Raw genomic sequence first — 17,564 nt, 5'->3', positions numbered from 1 at the left:
GGGAGCCGGAGGCTATCAGCCCTCGACCGGCACGTGGAAGTCGATCACCGCGCCGGGCCGCGTGGGCTCGAACCTGCCGTCGTAGAGCTCGAAGTCCGGGCTGTCGGCCAGCCTGAGGCCCGAGGCCGGGATCAGCAGGCCCCAGATCGTCGCCATCGCGTTCTTCACCTGCGGATGCAGCGCCGATCCGTCGAGCGTGATGCGGAACACCGCATAGGTCGCGGCCGGGATGCGCTTCTCGCTGAAGCCCGCGGGCAAGCTGCTGCCGGGCTCGATGCCCACGCCCGCCATGTAGTCGAAGCTGCCCTCCTCGCGGTCGACGCTCCAGACCGCGCCGTAGGTGGCCCAGCTCGGTTCCTGGCCCTTGAACGGCAAGGCGCCGATCAGCGCGGACCACAGCTGCGGAATCTCGGCGCGGCTCTCCTGGTCGAAGCGCCGGGCCGGGCCGGCGATGCTGAAGGCCTCGAGTCGGACGAGGTCGGGCAGCCGGGTCACGGCGGTGGAGGTGCTGGCGGGCAGGTTCATGGGATATTGGCCTTCGATGGGTGTGAGTGCGAAGCCGGCGCGAAAGCGTCCGGGCGACACGCCGAAGATGCGCTTGAACGCGCGGGTGAATGCCTCCTGCGACTCGAAGCCGCAATCGAGCGCGAGCTCGACGAGCTTGAGACCGGGCTCGTCGCAGAGCCGGCGCGCGCCGCGCACCAGCCGGCGGCCGCGCACATAGGCCATCACGCTGCGGCCCATGCGCGCGGTGAAGAGCCGCGAGAAGTGATACGGCGACAGTCCGGCCTGCTGCGCGATGCGCTCGAGCGTGAGCGTGTCGTCGAGCCGCGCCTCGATCCAGGCAATCAGTTCGGCGATCGGGTCGGGGGTGGGTCGGTCCATGCGGCGATCATCGGCCACGCGGGCGCGGCGCGTCCTGACCGAACTTGCTGTCGGCCCTAGATCAGCCGCCGGATCGGCCTGCGCTTCCACACGCCGTGGAAGTACAGCGCCTGCAGCCCCAGCGCCACCAGGTAGGTCAGCGGATAGGCGACCCAGACGCCGCGCAGGCCGAGCGCCTGCTGCAGCACCCAGGCCAGCGGAAACAGCAGCACCGCCAGGCAGCCCAGCGAGATCGCCGTGGGCACGCGCACCGTGCCGGCCGCGCGCATCACGCTCGTGAAGACGCTCGCCATGCCGAAGGCCACGCTGCCCCAGACCGTGATGCGCAGCACCGAGGCCGCGAGCTCGATCACGGCGGGATCGCTGCTGAACAGGCTCACCGCGAACGGCGCGGCCAGCGACACCAGCGCGGCCAGCCCGGCCGTGAGCACGAGGTTCATCCACAGGCCCACGCGCTTCACATGGTCGACCTCGTCCAGGCGGCCGGCGCCGATGGCCTGGGCCGCGAACACCGAGGCGGCGATGGCGATCGACATCGCCGGGAACTGCACATAGGCCATCACCTGGCCCACCGTGCCCCAGGCGGCCGTCGCGCCGGGGCCATGGCGGTTCACCAGCGACAGCAGCATCGCGTCGGCCAGCGAACTCGTGATGAAGAAGAGCCCGGTGGGCACGCCGAGCCGTGCAACCGTAGCGAGCACGGGCGCGTTCCAGTGCAGGTGCTCGCGCAGCTTCGCGGGTGCGAGCAGGCTGTTCTTGCGATGCAGATGCGAGGCCAGCCACAGCACGGCCAGCGCGTTGCCCGTCATGCTGGCCCAGGCCGCGCTCTGGGTGCCGAGCCGCGGCAGCCCGAGCCAGCCGAGGATGAAGGCCGGCGTGAGCAGCACCCAGACCGAGGACGCCACCGCGAGCGCCTTGAGCGGCGTGACCGTGTCGCCCAGGCCGCGCAGCAGCGCCGCCAGCATCAGGTGAACGAACAGCACGGGCATCGCGGCGAACAGCACGCGCGCATAGCCCACGGCATCGGCGAGCACGTCGCCCGGCGTGCCCAGCGCCCGCAGCACCGGGCCGATCCCCGCCGCGCCGATGCCCGCGATGGCGCACGACAGCAGCAAGGTGCCCAGCAGCACCGCGCCCGCGATGCGCTGGACCTTGTGCGCGTCGCGCGCGCCCCAGGCCTGGCCCACGAGCACCGAGGCCCCCGTGCCCAGCCCGATCGCGAAGGCCATGCAGCACATGAAGAGCGGAAAGAAGCTGACCGCGGCCGCCAGCGAGCGCGTGCCGAGCAGCCGGCCCAGGTAGATGGTGATGGCCGTGCCGCCGAGCGCCTGCAGCACGTTGGTCAGGACCAGCGGTCCGAGGAAGACCAGGAAGCGTTGCCAGAGCGGGCGTGTGGAAGTGGACTCCATGCGGGGCGGATCGTAGCGCGCCCTGCCCCGGCCCCCGGCGTGGTTCAGCGGTCGTCGTCGTGCCACGCCGGGCCGGGCGCGCCCACCCTTCGCCGCGAGCGCGTGCGCAGGGTGATCGAGTAGCGCAGCGCCGGCGTCGGCGCGATCGCGTGCTGCCATTCCCAGCGCGCGGCGCCGCGCAGCAGGTAGATCGAGCGCGGCTCGACCCCCAGCTGCACCATGGGATCGTTGGCCGCGTAGTGGCCGTCGCGCCGATACGGCCGCAGCTGCATCACCGCGTCGCCGCGCAGCGAGACGCCGACGATGTCTTCGAAGTCGGGCACGTCGCGGTGCCAGCCCAGCGGCGTGCCGGGCTGGTATTCGGAGATCAGCGCATGGGTGAGCTCGGCCTCGTCGATGCCGGCCCAGGCCGCGGCGCGGCGCCGCAGCGGATGCAGCGATTCGGGCAGCGGCGCGCCGGGCAGCAGCCGGTTGGCGTCGAAGTCGTAGCGGCCGCCGAAGCCGATGCCGCGACGCCGCGCGGTGTAGGCCTTGTAGCGCATCTCGCGCAGCGCGAAGCCGCCGACGATGGCCAGCAGTTCGGCCTCCTCGTCGGCGCTCAGGAACTCGGTCTCGTAGCGCAGCCCGTCGATGGCCGCGACCGGCGCGGCGCCGAACAGGTCGGGCTGCGCGTCGTGCTCGATGCGTCTAGCGGCGCGCATCGCCGCCTCCTTGCTGCCCGCCGAGGCGAACCTCCCACCAGCGCGGCAGCAACTCGCGGATCTCGGCGCGCGAGAAGCGGTCGTCGAGCAGGTGCAGCACGCCCTCGTCATCCTCGGTGCGGATCACGCGGCCCGCGGCCTGCACCACCTTCTGCAGGCCCGGATAGAGGTAGGTGTACTCGTAGCCCTTGCCGAAGCGCGCGTCCATGCGCTCGCGCGTGATCTCGTTGAGCGCGTTGTATTGCGGCAGCCCGAGGCTCGCGACGAAGGCGCCCACGAGGCGCGTGCCCGGCAGGTCGATGCCCTCGCCGAAGGCGCCGCCGAGCACCGCGAAGCCGATGCCGCGGCCGCCGACGGCGAAGCGCTCGACGAAGGCCTGGCGCTCGGCCTCGGGCATGCCGCGGGTCTGGCTCCACACCGGCACCTCGGGATGCCGCGCGACGAAGGCTGCGCGCGCCTGCTCGAGGTAGTCGAAGCTGCTGAAGAAGGCCAGGTAGTTGCCGGGCCGGCGCGCGTACTGGCTGCCGATGATGCCGGCCACGCTGCGCAGCGAGTGCGCGCGGTCGCGCCAGCGCGTGGAAACGTCCATCGCCACCTCGACATGGAGCTGGCGGCCGCTGAACGGCGAGTCGACGTCGAGCACGGCCACGTCCCCGGGCAGGCCCAGCGCGTCGCGGTAGAACGGAAACGGCGACAGCGTGCCCGAGAAGCAGACGGCCGAGGCGGCATCGGCGAAGCGGCCTTCGAGGAAGGGCGCGGGCACGAGGTTGCGAATGGCCAGCCCGCGCGAGCCGTTCGGCCCCAGCGTGCGCTCGAACACCGAATGGTCGCCGAAGCTCTCGGCCAGCCGCGCGAAATGCAGCGCGTCGAAGAAGAAGCGCTGCAGCGGGCCCTGCGCCGCGTCGGGCGTGGCCGCGAAGTGCTCGGCCATGGCGGTGTTGGCGGCCTGCAGGCTGCGCGCGAAGCGCTCGGGGATCTCGTCGGCGGTCTCGTAGTCGACCGCGCTGGCCTGCTGCGCCTCCTGCAGCGCGCCCCATTCGCGGTGCAGCCGCGCGAGCGGGCCGCGCACGGCGGCGGGCGCGGCGCGGTGGGCCTCCTCGAGCGCGCCGTCGTCGAGCGGCGCGGTGTACATGCCGCGTGCGCGCTCCAGCAGGTTGTGGGCCTCGTCGACCAGCAGCGCGGCACGCCATTCGCGTTCCTTCATGGTGGCCCAGAGGAAGGCGCTGCCGTCGAAGTAGTAGTTGTAGTCGCCGACCACCACGTCGCTCCAGTGGGCCATTTCCTGTCCCAGGAAATAGGGGCAGACCTCGTGCGCGAGCGCGATGCGGCGCAGCGCCGGGCGGTCGAGCCAGGCGGCGCGCGCGGCCTCGGCCCGCGCCGCCGGCAGCCGGTCGTAGAAGCCCTTGGCGAGCGGGCAGGCATCGCCATGGCAGGCCCGGCCCGGGTGCTCGCAGACCTTTTCGCGCGCGGTCAGCTCGAGCACGCGCAGCGGATCGGCCGGCGCCTTGCCGCCGGTGGCGGCCTGGCGCTCGAGCAGCCGCAACGCCTCGAGCGCGATCGCGCGGCCCGAGGTCTTGGCCGTGAGGAAGAACACCTTGTCGACCCGGCCGGCCGCGCGCGCCTTGAGCAGCGGGAACAGCGTGGCCAGCGTCTTGCCGATGCCGGTGGGCGCCTGCGCCATCAGGCAGTGGCCTTTCGAGGCCGCGCGGTAGACCGCCTCGGCGAGCTCGCGCTGGCCGGTGCGGAAGGCCCCGTGCGGAAAGGCCAGCGCGCCGAGCAGGTCCGCCAGCGCCGCGTGATGCCGGCCCTCGCGCTCGGCCCAGGCGATGTAGCGGCCGCAGAGGTCCTCGAAGTGGGCCTGCAGTTCCTCGCGCGTGTGCAGTTCCTCGAGCACGGTTTCCTCGCCCGTGGCGAGGTCGAGGTAGACCAGCGCCACGGTGATCGCCGCATGGCCGTCGGCCTCGCAGAGCATCCAGCCGTAGCAGCGCGCCTGCGCCCAGTGCAGCGCGCGGTGGTTGCCGCGGATGGCGTCGAAGTCGCCGCGGAAGGTCTTGATCTCCTCGACGCGGGCGCTGCCCGACTGCAGCTCGTAGCCGTCGGCGCGGCCGCGCACCAGCAGGGCGCCGCATTCGGACTGCAGCGCGACCTCGCTCTGGTAATGCTCGCCGCGCCGCCCCTGCACCAGCGCGTGGCCCGCCATGCCTTCCTGCGCGCTGGGCGCGGGCACGAAGCGCAGGTCGAGGTCGCCGGCCTTCGCGCCGAAGGCGCACAGCGCCTTGACGGAGACGGGCGCGACAGTGGCTTGGAGGGCTTCGCGGGGCATCGGGAGTGAAGGGTCGACGGGACGCAGCGGTCGCCAGTATATGGATGTTCATCCAGTGTGCTGGTGGAATTCACAGTATCCCTGCCGCCGCGTAGGCTGGAGCGCACGGTCATTTCGGGGCCGAACCGGCAGCGGCGCCACGTCAGGACAGGTCCGATGTGCCACCGCTTTCGCCATGCCTGTCCGAATTCCGAAAGGAGACACCGATGACCGCCCTGAAACCCGCCACCGAACTCGCCGCCGCCGCGAGCCGCCCCTATCCCAACGACAGCGCGGCCTATCGCGAGGCCCGCACCGCCCTGCTCGCCGAGGAGATCGAGCTGCGCCGCCACGTCGAGCGCGTGGCCGCCCAGCGCCGCGAACTGCCGCCGGGCGGCGAGCCGCCGCCCTACCGCTTCCGCGACGAGTACGGCCGCACGGTCGGCCTCGAGCACCTGTTCGGCGACCACGACACGCTGGTCACCTACTTCTGGATGTACGGCCCGCAGCGCGAACGGCCCTGCCCGATGTGCACCGCCTTCCTCGGCGCGCTCGACGTGCCGGTGCGCGACATCGCGCAGAAGGTGGCGTTCGCGGTGCTCGGCCGTTCGCCGGTGGCGCGCCAGCTGGCCTTCGCGCGCGAGCGCGGCTGGCGCAACCTGCCGTTCTACGAAACGGTCGGCGACGACTTCGCGCGTGACTACCGCGGCCTCGCTCCCGACGGCAGCGAATGGCCGGCGCTCGACGTCTGGGTGCGGCGCGAGGGCCGCGTGCATCATTTCTGGGCCCCCGAGCTGGCCGAAACCGCCGACCCCGGCCAGGACCCGCGCTTCGCGGTCGACCCCACCCCGCTGTGGAACATCCTCGACCTGACGCCGGCCGGCCGCGGCACCGACTGGTATCCGAAGCTAGAGTACTGAGTTCCGGGGCGGCCCCCAGGCCGCCCCTCCCACCCTCTTCCCTCGCACCTTGCCGCCGTTCCGGGGCCGGTCGGGCGGCCGCGCGCCGTCCGCCTCCGCCGGTCGAAGACAATGTCAATTGTTCGTTCACAACTACGTTCGAAATGAAAACTGCCGCCGCGATCGATACCGCCGACTTCGAGCGCCTCCTGAGCCGCAACATCAAGCTGCCGCTGCTCGGGGGCCTGTTCGGTGCCGTCGTCTTCGTCGCCCTGATCCTGTACCTGCTGTCGACCATCGCCTGGGTCGAGCACACCGACCAGGTGGTGCGCAATGCCAGCGAGCTCCAGCGCCGTTCCATCGACATGGAAACCGGCATGCGCGGCTTCCTGATCAGCGGGCAGGAACGCTTTCTCGAACCCTACGACGCCGCGCTGGCGCGCCAGAAAACCGACGCCGCGGCGCTGCGCCAGCTGGTGGGCGACAACCCGCAGCAGATCGAGCGGGTCGACCGCATCGGTTCGCTGCAGGGCGCCTGGAACGAGTTCGCGGCCGAGATGATCGCGGCGCGCCGCAGCGGCGGCGACTTCGAGGCCGCCGTCAAGCTGGGCCGCGGCAAGCGCCTGACCGACGACATCCGCAACGAGTTCGACAACTTCATCAACACCGAGCAGTCGCTGCGCTTCCAGCGCAACGCCGAGGTCAAGCGCACCAGCTGGATGGTGGTGGGCCTGTTCCTGCTGTTCACGCTGACCCTGAGCGGCCTGGTGGCCTACTTCGGCCGCCGCCAGCTGATGCGGCTGTCCGAGAGCTACGACGCGGTGCTGCAGGAACAGGAGGCGCACACCGACCGCCTGACCGAGCAGGCCTGGCTGCGCACCGCCCAGACCGAGCTGGTCGGCGAGCTGGTGGGCGAGCTCAGCGCCGCCGACATGGGCCGCAAGATCCTGGCCTTCTTCTCGCGCCACCTGGGCAGCACCGTGGGCGCGCTCTATGTGCGCGAGCGCCACGGGCCGCTGCGCCGCGCGGCCAGCTACGGCTTCTCGCTCGAGGCCGAGAACGCGCAGCAGGTGTTCTCGCCGACCGAGAGCCTGGTCGGCCAGGCCGCGGCCGAGAAGCGGCTGATGCTGATCGACCCGGTCGAGGCCGACTACCTCAAGGTCAATTCGGGCCTGGGCGAGATGCGCCCGCGCGCCGTGGTGCTGCTGCCGGTCGCCAACGACGGCCTGTCCAACGGCGTGGTCGAGCTCGGCCTGCCCGGCACGCCCGACCAGCGCGCGCGCGACCTGTTCGAGGTGGTGGCCGAGGACATCGGCACCTCGCTGGCCGCGGCGCGCTACCGCGAGCAGCTGCAGGAGGTGCTGGCCGAGACCCAGCAGCTCAACGAGGAACTGCAGGTGCAGCAGGAGGAGCTGCGCACCGCCAACGAGGAGCTCGAGGAGCAGTCGCGCGCGCTGCGCGCCTCGCAGGCCATGCTCGAGAACCAGCAGGCCGAGCTCGAGCAGACCAACAGCCAGCTGTCCGAGCGCACCGAGGCGCTGGACCAGCGCAACACCGCCCTGCGCCGCGCCCAGCGCGACCTCGAGGAGCGCGCCGACGAGCTGCAGCGCGCGAGCCGCTACAAGTCGGAGTTCCTCGCCAACATGTCGCACGAGCTGCGCACGCCGCTCAACAGCGCGCTGATCCTGGCCAAGCTGCTGGGCGACAACCCGCAGGGCAACCTGAGCACCGAGCAGGTGAAGTTCGCCGAATCGATCTATGCCTCGGGCAACGACCTGCTGGTGCTGATCAACGACATCCTCGACATCGCCAAGGTCGAGGCCGGCAAGCTCGAGCTGGTTCCCGAGGACACGCGCCTGGACCGCCTGGCGCAGGCCCTGGAGAGCACCTTCCGGCCGCTGGCCGACGAGAAGCGGCTCAATTTCCGCCTCGAGCTGCATCCGGCCGCGCCGGCCTCGCTGGTCACCGACCGCCAGCGCGTGGAGCAGATCCTCAAGAACCTGCTGTCGAACGCGCTCAAGTTCACCGAGCAGGGCGAGGTCTCGCTGGTGATCTCGGGCACGGCCGACGGCGGCGCCTCGTTCGCGGTCTCCGACTCGGGCATCGGCATCGCGCCGCACCAGCAGGAAGTGATCTTCGAGGCCTTCCGCCAGGCCGATGGCACCACCAGCCGGCGCTACGGCGGCACCGGCCTGGGCCTGTCGATCTCGCGCGACCTCACGCAGCTGTTGGGCGGCACGCTCAGCGTGCAGAGCGAACCGGGCCAGGGCAGCACCTTCACCCTGCACCTGCCGGCGCAAGCGCCGCAGGCCGCGCAGCAGGAACCGGGCAACGCGCCGCCACCGCGCCCCGCGGCCGGAGCGTCGGCGCGCCTGCCCGCGCGCGCGCCGGTGCCGGTCGCGCCACCTGCCCCGGCGGCCCCGGCCGCCGCCGTGCCCGCGCCGCAGTTCGCCGACGACCGCGCGCTGCCGCGCGACCAGCAGGTGCGGCGCGTGCTCGTGATCGAGGACGAACCGCAGTTCGCCCACATCCTCTACGACCTGGCGCACGAGCTCGGCTACCGCTGCCTGGTCGCGCACGGGGCGGCCGACGGCTTCGCGCTGGCCAACGAGTTCGTGCCCGACGCGATCCTGCTCGACATGCGGCTGCCCGACAGCACCGGCCTGGACGTGCTGCAGCGCCTGAAGGATTCGCCGCTCACGCGCCACATCCCGATCCACGTGGTCTCGGCCGCCGACAACGCCGAGGCCGCGCTGCACATGGGCGCGGTCGGCTATGCGCGCAAGCCCGCCACGCGCGACGAGCTCACGCGCGTGTTCGCGCGGCTGGAGGAGAAGCTCACGCAGAAGGTCAAGACGGTGCTGCTGGTGGAGGACGACGACCTGCAGCGCCAGAGCGTCATTCAACTGATCGGCGACGACGACATCGAGATCGTCGACGTGGCCTCGGGCGAGGAGGCGCTCGAACTGCTGCGCACCCGCATCTTCGACTGCATGATCACCGACCTGAAGCTGCCCGACATGCAGGGCAGCGAGCTGCTCAAGCGCATGGCCTCGGAGGACATTGTCTCGTTCCCGCCGGTGATCGTCTACACCGGGCGCAACCTCACGCGCGAGGAAGAGGCCGAGTTGCACCGCTATTCGCGCTCGATCATCATCAAGGGCGCGCGCTCGCCCGAGCGGCTGCTCGACGAGGTGACGCTGTTCCTGCACAAGGTCGAGGCCGAGCTCTCGAGCGAGCGCCAGGGCATGCTCAAGGCCGCGCGCGGACGCGACCGGATCTTCGAGGGCCGCACGGTGCTGCTGGTGGACGACGACGTGCGCAACATCTTCGCGCTCACGAGCGCGCTCGAGCAGCGCGGCGCGAAGGTCGAGATCGGCCGTAACGGCCGCGAGGCCCTCGAGCAGCTCGACCGCGTGAAGGAGATCGACCTCGTGCTGATGGACGTCATGATGCCGGAGATGGACGGCCTGGAGGCCACGCGCCACCTGCGCGCCGACCCGCGCTTCGCCAAGCTGCCGGTGATCGCCATCACCGCCAAGGCCATGAAGGACGACCGCGAGCAGTGCCTGGCCGCGGGCGCCAGCGACTACCTCGCCAAGCCGGTGGACCTCGACCGCCTGTTCTCGCTGCTGCGCGTGTGGATGCCGAAGATGGAGCGCCTGTGACGCAAGCGCCGCCGCCGACCGGCCGCCCCGCCCTGCCCGGCGCGATCGCCGCGCCGCCGCAGCCGCTGAGCGACACCGAGATCGAGCTGCGCCTGCTGATGGAGGCGATCTACCTCAAGTACAGCTACGACTTCCGCGACTACACGCTGGCCTCGCAGAAGCGCCGCGTGCTGCACGCGCTCACGCAGCTGGGCCTGCCCTCGATCTCGGCGCTGCAGGACCGCGTGCTGCGCGACGCCGCGCTGTTCGGGCGCCTGCTGCAGTTCCTCACCATCCCGGTCAGCGAGATGTTCCGCGACCCAGCCTATTTCCTGGGCCTGCGCCGGCACGTGGTGCCGCTGCTGCACACCTATTCGTCGGTCAAGATCTGGGTGGCCGGCTGCAGCACCGGCGAGGAGGTGTTCTCGCTCGCCATCCTGCTGCGCGAGGAAGGCCTGCTCGCGCGCACGCAGATCTACGCCACCGACATCAACCCGGCCTCGCTCGAGAAGGCGCGCCAGGGCATCTTCCCGCTCGAGGCGATCCGCGGCTACACCGCCAACTACCAGCGCGCGGGCGGACTGGGCTCGTTCTCCGACTACTACACCGCGGCCTACGACGCCGCGCGCTTCGACCCCTCGCTGTGCGCCGACACCATCTTCGCCGACCACAGCCTGGCCACCGACAGCGTGTTCGCCGAGACCCAGCTGGTGTCCTGCCGCAACGTGCTGATCTATTTCAACCGCGAGCTGCAGAACCGCGCGCTCGGCCTGTTCCACGAGTCGCTGAGCCACCGCGGCTTCCTCGGCCTGGGCGCCAAGGAGAGCATCGACTTCTCGGCCTACGCCGACCGCTTCGAGCCGCTGGCGCGTCCCGAGCGCATCTACAGGAAGGCCACGTGAGACAGGCGCTGCCCTCCCATCTGCGCCGCCGCGTCGAAGCGGTGGTCATCGGCGCCTCGGCCGGCGGCATCGACGCGTTGCTCGGCCTGCTCATCGGGCTGCCCGCGGGCGGCCGCATCCCCAAGGTGGTGGTGCTGCACCTGCCCGAGGGACACGACAGCCGGCTGGCCGAAGTCTTCGGCGAGCGCGTCGCCATGCCGGTGCGCGAGGCGGCCGACAAGATGCCGCTCGCGGCCGGCACGCTCTATTTCGCGCCGCCCGGCTACCACCTGTCGATCGAGCGCGACCGCTGCTTCTCGCTCAGCTGCGAGCCGCCCGTGCTGTTCTCGCGCCCCTCGATCGACGTGCTGATGGCCTCCGCGGCCGACGTCTATGGCGCCGGCCTCGCCGGCGTGTTGCTCACCGGTGCCAACGACGATGGCGCCGAGGGCATGGAACGCATTCACCGTGCCGGCGGACTGACCGCCGTGCAGGATCCCCAAGAAGCCCAAGTTTCCGTCATGCCCAACGCCGCCATAGCGCGCCATTCGCCCGACTTCGTGCTGCCGCTGCGCGATCTCCACACCCTGCTGATGCACCTGGAGGCCGCCCATGGACATTGATGTCGAAAGCAAGCTGCTGATCGTCGACGACCTGCCCGAGAACCTGGTCGCGCTCGAGGCGCTGATCCGCGCGCCCGGGCGCTCCGTGTTCCGCGCCCAGTCGGCCGAGGACGCGCTGGCGCTGCTGCTCGAGCACGAATTCGCGCTCGCCATCGTCGACGTCCAGATGCCCGGCATGAACGGCTTCGAGCTGGCCGAGATGATGCGCGGCACCGAGCGCACGCGGCACATCCCGCTGATCTTCGTGAGCGCCGCCGGCCGCGAGCGCAACTACGCCTTCCAGGGCTACGAGAGCGGCGCCGTCGACTTCCTGCAGAAGCCGCTCGATCCGCATGCCGTGATCAGCAAGGTCAACGTGTTCGTCGACCTGCACCGCCACCGCAAGGCGCTGCGCCACGAGATGGAGCTGCTGGCCGACGCGCACCGCAAGCAGGAGGAGCTGGTCGCGCAGCTGCAGGTCACGCAGCGCGAACTCGAGCGCGCGGTGCGCATGCGCGACGACTTCATGTCGATGGTCTCGCACGAGCTGCGCACGCCGCTCAACACCCTCTACCTCGAGGCCCAGCTGCGCCAGCTGCACGTCTCGAAGGGCAACCTCGCGGCCTTCACCGCCGACCGGCTGCCCGCGATGATCGAGCGCGACCAGCGGCAGATCCGCAACATGGTGCGGCTGATCGACGACATGCTCGACGTCACGCGCATGCGCAAGGACGCGCTGTCGATCCAGCCCAAGCCCACCGACCTCGCGCAGCTCGCGCGCGCCGTGGTCGAGAACCTGCGCCAGCAGGCCGAGGCCGCGGGCTCCGAGATCTCGCTGCAGGCGCCGGCCGAGCTGCCGGGCGTGTGGGACGAGTTCCGGATCGAGCAGGTGCTTACCAACCTGCTGACCAACGCGCTGCGCTACGGCGGCGGCCAGCCGGTCGCGATGGTGGTGGAACGGATCGGCACCGGCGCGGACGGCGTGGCGCGCATCAGCGTGCGCGACCGCGGCATCGGCATCGCGCTCGAGGACCAGGCGCGCATCTTCGAGCAGTTCGAGCGCACCGAACACAGCCGCAAGCACGCGGCCGGGCTCGGCCTCGGCCTGTACATCACGCGCCAGATCGTGAGCCTGCACGGCGGGCGCATCGGCGTCGCGAGCGAACCGGGCGAGGGATCGACCTTCAGCGTCGAGCTGCCGCTGGCCGCGCCGCAGGGATCGGCGCAACCGTAGGCCTGCTCCTACCCCACGCGCGGCGCGGTGCCGGGACAATGTTTCATTCCGGACATTTTCAGAAAACCATAGGCCGCAAAGGCCGCCAAGGACCGACCGCCGTGAATGTGCTGATCGTCGACGACAACGAAGCCGCAGCCGACCTGCTGCAGGAACTGCTGACCCTGCAGGACCACACCGCCCGCTGCACCTACACCGGCCAACAGGCCCTGGACGCCGCCGCGGCCGAACGCTTCGATGCCGCGCTGATCGACCTCACCCTGCCCGACATCCCCGGCACCCAGGTCGCGCGCCGCCTGCGCGAGACCGAGGCCCAGGGCGCGCCGAAGCTCCTGGTCGCGATCTCGGGCTTCTCGGCCGCCGATGCCGGCGCCGCGGGCGGCCCCGACGGACGCAAGCTGTTCGACCATCATCTGCAGAAGCCGATCGACATCGGCGCGCTCGAGGACATCCTCGCGGCAGCGGGCTGAAGCCCTTTTCCGCTGCCTTAGCATCGCGGCCATGCGCCGCCTGCTTCCCTCCGTCCTCGCCCTCCTCGCCCTTGCCCTGAGCGCGCTGGCCGCATCGGCCGCCGCGCAATCCCCCGACACCGTCCCCATCGCGCCCGCCGAGCGCGACCGCCTCGTGGCCCGCGCCGCCGAGCTGGTGCAGGCCCACTACGTGCTGCCCGCGCAAGCCGATGCCATCGCGGCCCACCTGCGCGCGCGGCTGCGCGACGGGGCCTACGCGGGCATCGAGACGGCCGACGCGCTGCGCACGCAGCTCGAGCAGGATCTGCAGTCGGTGAGCCAGGACCGGCACCTGCTCGTGGGCTTCAGCCGCGAGCCGCTGCCCCAACCCGCCGATGCGCAGGCCGCCGCGGCGGCGCAGGCGCAGATGAAGCGACAGTACGTGCGCTTCAACCACTGCTTCTACAAGGCCGAGCGCATGGCCGGCAACGTCGGCTACATCGACCTGCGCTGCTTCGACAAGCCCGAGGCACTGGCCGCGACCGCCGCGGCCACCTTCGGTTTCCTCGCCCACACCGATGCCCTGATCGTCGACCTGCGCCAGAACGGCGGCGGCTGGCCCGCGGGCGTGGCCCAGGTCAGCAGCCATTTGCTCGAAGGCAAGGTGCATCTCAACGACGTCCTGCATCGCGAGGGCAACCGCGTGGAGTCGCACTGGACCCGCGCCAGGCTGCGCGGTCCACGCTACCTGAACCGGCCGGTCTATGTGCTGACCAGCAGCCAGACCTTCTCGGGCGGCGAGGAGTTCGCGTACAACCTGCAGGCGCTGAAACGCGCCCGCATCGTCGGAGAGCGCACCAAGGGCGGCGCCCATCCCTCCAGCAACCATCGGTTGAACGATCACTTCGAGGTCACGATCCCCTTCGCGCGCTCGGTCAACCCGATCACGCGCACCAACTGGGAAGGCACGGGCGTCGTGCCCGATCTGCCGGCCAGCGCGGACGAGGCGCTGGGCGTGGCGCACCTGGCGGCGCTCAGGGAGTTGGTCGGCAAGGACAGCGATCCCGTGACGATGGGCGATGTGAGCGCGGCGATCGAGGCGGCGGAGGCCGCGAAGGCATCGGCCGGCGCTCGCAAGTAGATCCGGGCGATTGCGCCCCTCAACCCGGCCCCAGCACTTTCAACGCCAGCTGCAACACCATCGGCTGCCGCATGTCCCGCGGCGGCGGCTCCGACAGCGGCTGCGCAATCAGCAGCTGGCGCAGGTCGGCATCGGCCTGCGCATTGCCCAGCGAATCGAAGGCCACGCGCTCGGGCCGGCCGTCGAGGGCGACCCAGACGCGCACGATCAGCGGAGGCGGCGGCAGGGTGCGGCCCTCTTCGAGCAGGCGCTGCTGCATCCAGGCATGGAGGCGCTGCACGGTCTCGTCGGCGGGATCGCTGAGCCGACCCTGGAACTGGTTGCCGGCCCGCTCGGCATAGCGGAGCCAGTGCTGCGGCACCGGCGCGCGCGCCGAGGGCGCGGGCTGGGCCTGCACGGGCATGTGCACGGCCGCCAGGCCCAGGCCGGCGAGGCCGAGCGCGCGGAACAGGCTGGCCCAGGGCCGCGGCGCGGCGGCGGAATGACGGTGCGAGGGGAACATGCGTTCTTTCGGGGACGGTTCTGGAAAACGCTGCCGGCTCAGCCGCACAGCACGCCGACCGACAGCGTGGCGGCGCGCGCGGCCGGCGACTGCCGGGGGCCGAGCTGCGGGGTGTCGCTCTCGCCGCAGGCCACGCCGTTGTCGCGCAGGAAGTGCTTGATGCGCGGCGGTCTCGGCGCGCACGCGCGGGGAGCGCGTTGCCCAGCACGGCCGAGCGATCGGCCATGCGCTGCAGCGAGCCATGGGCCTCGGAGAACACCGGGATCGTCGCGGCGGGCAGCGCCGCGCAGGCGATCGCCGCGAGGGCCGACGCGTGCGGCGATGGCACGACGCTCACTTCGGCCGCGTCGGCGCGAGCGCGCGCCGCGCGGCATTGAGCTCGGCGTTGGTGATGTGCAGGTCGGCCATGACGCGCGCGAGCATGTCGAGCAGCGCCTCGCGCTGCCGCAGCCGCACGGTCTCCGCGCGCCGCGCGCGCTGCACCTGGCGCGCGGTGGCGTGGATCGCGCGCAGCGTCGGCGAATCGTGGCCGTCGAAGGACTCCGCGGAACGAAGGCTTTCGGGCATCGCGCTGGGATGCGTTCGGCGCGCGCTCAGGCGGCGGCTTCGACCCGGTCTGCAGCACCGGCGGCCGGCGCTGCGCCATTGGCAGCGTCGCCGCGCGTGGCGGCGGCCGGGCCGTAGTTGCGCAGGTGCAGGAAGAACTCGCCCATCATCTGCATCCACAGGCGCGCGCTGAACGCGAGGTGCGCGGGCGTCACGCCGCCGGCGACCACCACGTCCATCTCGAGCACCACGAAGTCGCCGTGTTGCGCGACGCGCGCGAAGCGCTTGCTGCGGTGCCAGGCGGCCAGCACGGCCTCGGGCAAGGTGCCGCCCTGCACGTGCAGCGGGCAACTGAAGGTGAAGTCGGTGTACTGGGTGGTGGTGACGGGATTGCCCCACAGCACCTGGAAGCCGATGCCGTGGCTGGCGCTGTGCAGGCGGATCACGCCGTCCTGTTCGATGGTGGAGACGGCGGCGCCGGCGGCCTTGATGGCGTCGGAGACCTGTTCGGGCGTTACCGCGTCGAGCAGGTCGAGGGCTTCGGCGGACGTGGCTGCGGAAGTGGTGGTGTCGGTCGGGGTGTTCGTCATGAGGTTCCCTGTCTGTGGACGGTGGTTGTTGGTTGTTGGTGGGTTCAGTTCGTCTTGCGCAGCGCGGCGTCGAGCGCTGCGGCATCGATGCTCAGCTGCGTGGCCGGCGCGAGCTGCGCCAGGTGGGCCTGGATCAGCTGCTGCTGGCGCTGCTGGCGCAGCGCGGCCTGCAGCTGCGGGCGCATCTCGTCGAGCGTGGCGGTGCGCGCGGGCTGGCTCTCGAGCAGCTTCACGACGTGGAAGCCGGCGGCCGATTGCACCGGCTCGCCGACCTGGCCGGTCTTGAGCTTGCCGACGGCATCGCGCACCTCGGGCAGCATGCGCGCGAGCGGCAGGTTGCCGACCTCGCCGCCGCGCTCGGCGCTGCTCTTGTCCTGCGACTTCGCGCGCGCGAGCGCCGCGAAGTCGCTGGCGCGCGCCTCGCGCGCCAGCTTCTGGGCTTCCTCGCGCACCTTGGCGACGGCCGCGGGCGCGGTGTCAGGGGTGGCGAGGAAGATCTGTGCCACGCGGTAGGTGGCCGGCAGGTTGAAGCCGGCCTTGCCCTGCTCGTAGGCGGCGGTGAGCTCGGCATCCGACGGATAGCCCGCCGGCACCTGGCTCACCGACTCGAGGTAGCCGGTGGTCACGATGCGGGCCGTGAGCTCGCGCACCGCGGCGTCGATCTTGGCCTTGACCTCGGGCCTGTCGGTGAAGCCCTTGTCGCGTGCCTCCTTCAGCAGCGCCTCGCCGAGCAGCCGCTGGCGCAGCCAGCCCTCGACGCTGGCGCGGTTGTCCTTGACGGCCGCGCGCTCGGCATCGGGCAAGGCCTGCAGCAGCTTCTCGACCTCGTCCTGGCGCACGGTGAGTTCGCCCAGGCGAGCGACCACCGGCGCGCCGCCGGGCGCGGCGATCTGCTGCGCCGCGGCGCCGAGGCAGGTCGACGCGGCCAGCAGCAGCGCGGCCAGCGTGCGCAGGCGCGCGGGAGCAAGGGGTTTCTTCGGGTTCATGGGCTGGGTTCCTTCTGGCCGCTCACTTCGCGGCGGGTGCCGAGGCGGCCGCGGCCGGCGGCGTGGCCGCGGCCTCGGCCGGCTTGGGTGCGTTGACGGCGCGCGCGTCGAAGCGGCCTTCGTAGAGCTTGTCGCCGTACTGCTGCGCGATCTGCTCGAACTTCACGCGGCTCTGGGCCGCGAACGGCTGGCGCGCGGCGAACACGCTGCCCATGTCCATGGTCTCGTAGGCGCGCAGCACCTCCTGGCCCACGGCATAGAGCTGCGTGTTCTTCGCCTCGCACTGGGTGAGCGCAGTGCGCTGCGTGCCGGTCTCGGCCACGAGGCGCTGACGCTCGGCCTCGGAGGCACGCGCGGTGCGCAGCAGCTCCTCGTAGGCGCTGCGGAACTGCGCGATCTGGCCGCCGGACTTCTCGGCCGCGGCCTGCGCCTGCTGGCGGATCTGCTCGACGCCGACACTCGCCTGCTCGCGCGCCTGGCGTTCGCCGGCGAGCTGGGACAGGGCGCGCGCGAGGTCCTTGCGCAACGCCTCGACTTCGGCCGCCGGTGCGGGCGCGGGCGCGCCCGGTGCCGCGGCCGCGGGCTTGCCGGCCTTGAGCGCGGCCAGCTCGTTCTGCGCCTGCTGCAGCTGCGAGGTCGTGATGCGCAGCTGCGCGCGCAGCCGTTCTTCCATGCTCTGCGCACCGGCCGCGGCCGGCGCGCCCTGGGCGTGCGCGCCGCCGGCCAGGCCGACGAGCACGAGCGCCAGGGCGAGCGCGGGTGTCTTGAAATGGGATCGGGCCACGGCGAC

16 protein-coding genes are annotated in these 17,564 nt (G+C 71.6%); 7 read left to right on the top strand and 9 right to left on the bottom strand.

Annotated features, from left to right (window positions below; genetic code table 11):
• Window positions 1-15: 15 nt before the first annotated feature.
• From INQ48_15680 to INQ48_15665, 4 genes are read right to left on the bottom strand one after another with little or no spacing between them, the layout of a single operon-like run.
• The gene (locus INQ48_15680; GenBank protein ID QRF54884.1) at window positions 16-885 is read right to left on the bottom strand and encodes an AraC family transcriptional regulator; all 870 of its coding nucleotides are present in this window, start codon (window positions 883-885) and stop codon (window positions 16-18) included.
• Between the two features lie 56 nt (window positions 886-941).
• Entirely contained in the window at window positions 942-2,294 is a 1,353-nt protein-coding gene (locus INQ48_15675) for an MATE family efflux transporter (protein ID QRF54883.1), read from the bottom strand.
• 44 nt (window positions 2,295-2,338) lie between these two features.
• Window positions 2,339-2,995 (bottom strand): alpha-ketoglutarate-dependent dioxygenase AlkB, encoded by a 657-nt coding sequence (locus INQ48_15670; protein QRF54882.1) that lies wholly within the window; start codon window positions 2,993-2,995, stop codon window positions 2,339-2,341.
• Window positions 2,982-5,318, bottom strand: a complete 2,337-nt coding sequence (locus INQ48_15665; GenBank protein QRF60553.1) for an ATP-dependent DNA helicase — start codon at window positions 5,316-5,318, stop codon at window positions 2,982-2,984. The genes INQ48_15670 and INQ48_15665 overlap by 14 nt, the downstream gene beginning before the upstream one ends.
• Before the next feature lie 206 nt (window positions 5,319-5,524).
• Here INQ48_15665 and INQ48_15660 point away from each other — a divergent pair, with 206 nt between their 5' ends.
• From INQ48_15660 to INQ48_15630, 7 genes are all read left to right on the top strand, one after another.
• Window positions 5,525-6,217, top strand: a complete 693-nt coding sequence (locus INQ48_15660; GenBank protein ID QRF60552.1) for a DUF899 family protein — start codon at window positions 5,525-5,527, stop codon at window positions 6,215-6,217.
• A gap of 143 nt (window positions 6,218-6,360) precedes the next feature.
• Window positions 6,361-9,864, top strand: coding sequence for a response regulator (locus INQ48_15655; GenBank protein QRF60551.1), 3,504 nt, complete (start codon window positions 6,361-6,363; stop codon window positions 9,862-9,864).
• A 98-nt stretch (window positions 9,865-9,962) separates the two neighbouring features.
• Window positions 9,963-10,745, top strand: coding sequence for a protein-glutamate O-methyltransferase CheR (locus INQ48_15650; protein QRF60749.1), 783 nt, complete (start codon window positions 9,963-9,965; stop codon window positions 10,743-10,745).
• On the top strand, window positions 10,742-11,347 hold the full coding sequence (locus INQ48_15645; protein QRF60550.1) for a chemotaxis protein CheB: 606 nt from the start codon (window positions 10,742-10,744) through the stop codon (window positions 11,345-11,347). The genes INQ48_15650 and INQ48_15645 overlap by 4 nt, the downstream gene beginning before the upstream one ends.
• Window positions 11,337-12,560, top strand: a complete 1,224-nt coding sequence (locus INQ48_15640; protein ID QRF60549.1) for a hybrid sensor histidine kinase/response regulator — start codon at window positions 11,337-11,339, stop codon at window positions 12,558-12,560. Before INQ48_15645 ends, INQ48_15640 begins: the two co-directional genes overlap by 11 nt.
• A gap of 101 nt (window positions 12,561-12,661) precedes the next feature.
• Window positions 12,662-13,030, top strand: coding sequence for a response regulator (locus INQ48_15635; protein ID QRF60548.1), 369 nt, complete (start codon window positions 12,662-12,664; stop codon window positions 13,028-13,030).
• A 31-nt stretch (window positions 13,031-13,061) separates the two neighbouring features.
• A complete protein-coding gene (locus INQ48_15630; GenBank protein ID QRF60547.1) occupies window positions 13,062-14,150 on the top strand; it encodes a S41 family peptidase in 1,089 nt (362 codons plus the stop codon).
• A gap of 19 nt (window positions 14,151-14,169) precedes the next feature.
• Here INQ48_15630 and INQ48_15625 read toward each other — a convergent pair whose 3' ends face one another.
• The 5 genes from INQ48_15625 to INQ48_15605 form a co-directional block, all read right to left on the bottom strand.
• Window positions 14,170-14,652: a YbaB/EbfC family DNA-binding protein gene (locus tag INQ48_15625; protein ID QRF60546.1), complete on the bottom strand. Its 483-nt coding sequence runs from the start codon at window positions 14,650-14,652 to the stop codon at window positions 14,170-14,172.
• 333 nt (window positions 14,653-14,985) lie between these two features.
• Complete coding sequence (locus tag INQ48_15620; protein QRF60545.1) at window positions 14,986-15,219, bottom strand: hypothetical protein; 234 nt, start codon at window positions 15,217-15,219, stop codon at window positions 14,986-14,988.
• A gap of 26 nt (window positions 15,220-15,245) precedes the next feature.
• Window positions 15,246-15,788, bottom strand: coding sequence for a YbjN domain-containing protein (locus INQ48_15615; GenBank protein QRF60544.1), 543 nt, complete (start codon window positions 15,786-15,788; stop codon window positions 15,246-15,248).
• A 44-nt stretch (window positions 15,789-15,832) separates the two neighbouring features.
• Entirely contained in the window at window positions 15,833-16,774 is a 942-nt protein-coding gene (locus INQ48_15610) for a peptidylprolyl isomerase (protein ID QRF60543.1), read from the bottom strand.
• A 22-nt stretch (window positions 16,775-16,796) separates the two neighbouring features.
• Window positions 16,797-17,558 (bottom strand): hypothetical protein, encoded by a 762-nt coding sequence (locus INQ48_15605; GenBank protein ID QRF60542.1) that lies wholly within the window; start codon window positions 17,556-17,558, stop codon window positions 16,797-16,799.
• Window positions 17,559-17,564 lie beyond the last annotated feature (6 nt).

Source organism: Variovorax paradoxus, assembly GCA_016806145.1.
In the GTDB taxonomy this organism is placed as follows: domain Bacteria; phylum Pseudomonadota; class Gammaproteobacteria; order Burkholderiales; family Burkholderiaceae_C; genus Variovorax.
This window is presented reverse-complemented; position numbering and strand designations above follow the sequence as displayed.

What these genes read in the sequence shown, in the direction of transcription:
- INQ48_15680 (QRF54884.1), bottom strand. Translation starts at nt 885, where the DNA reads ATGGACCGACCCACCCCCGACCCGATCGCCGAACTGATTGCCTGGATC.
- INQ48_15675 (QRF54883.1), bottom strand. Translation starts at nt 2,294, where the DNA reads ATGGAGTCCACTTCCACACGCCCGCTCTGGCAACGCTTCCTGGTCTTC.
- INQ48_15670 (QRF54882.1), bottom strand. Translation starts at nt 2,995, where the DNA reads ATGCGCGCCGCTAGACGCATCGAGCACGACGCGCAGCCCGACCTGTTC.
- INQ48_15665 (QRF60553.1), bottom strand. Translation starts at nt 5,318, where the DNA reads ATGCCCCGCGAAGCCCTCCAAGCCACTGTCGCGCCCGTCTCCGTCAAG.
- INQ48_15660 (QRF60552.1), top strand. Translation starts at nt 5,525, where the DNA reads ATGACCGCCCTGAAACCCGCCACCGAACTCGCCGCCGCCGCGAGCCGC.
- INQ48_15655 (QRF60551.1), top strand. Translation starts at nt 6,361, where the DNA reads ATGAAAACTGCCGCCGCGATCGATACCGCCGACTTCGAGCGCCTCCTG.
- INQ48_15650 (QRF60749.1), top strand. Translation starts at nt 9,963, where the DNA reads ATGGAGGCGATCTACCTCAAGTACAGCTACGACTTCCGCGACTACACG.
- INQ48_15640 (QRF60549.1), top strand. Translation starts at nt 11,337, where the DNA reads ATGGACATTGATGTCGAAAGCAAGCTGCTGATCGTCGACGACCTGCCC.
- INQ48_15630 (QRF60547.1), top strand. Translation starts at nt 13,062, where the DNA reads ATGCGCCGCCTGCTTCCCTCCGTCCTCGCCCTCCTCGCCCTTGCCCTG.
- INQ48_15625 (QRF60546.1), bottom strand. Translation starts at nt 14,652, where the DNA reads ATGTTCCCCTCGCACCGTCATTCCGCCGCCGCGCCGCGGCCCTGGGCC.
- INQ48_15620 (QRF60545.1), bottom strand. Translation starts at nt 15,219, where the DNA reads ATGCCCGAAAGCCTTCGTTCCGCGGAGTCCTTCGACGGCCACGATTCG.
- INQ48_15615 (QRF60544.1), bottom strand. Translation starts at nt 15,788, where the DNA reads ATGACGAACACCCCGACCGACACCACCACTTCCGCAGCCACGTCCGCC.
- INQ48_15610 (QRF60543.1), bottom strand. Translation starts at nt 16,774, where the DNA reads ATGAACCCGAAGAAACCCCTTGCTCCCGCGCGCCTGCGCACGCTGGCC.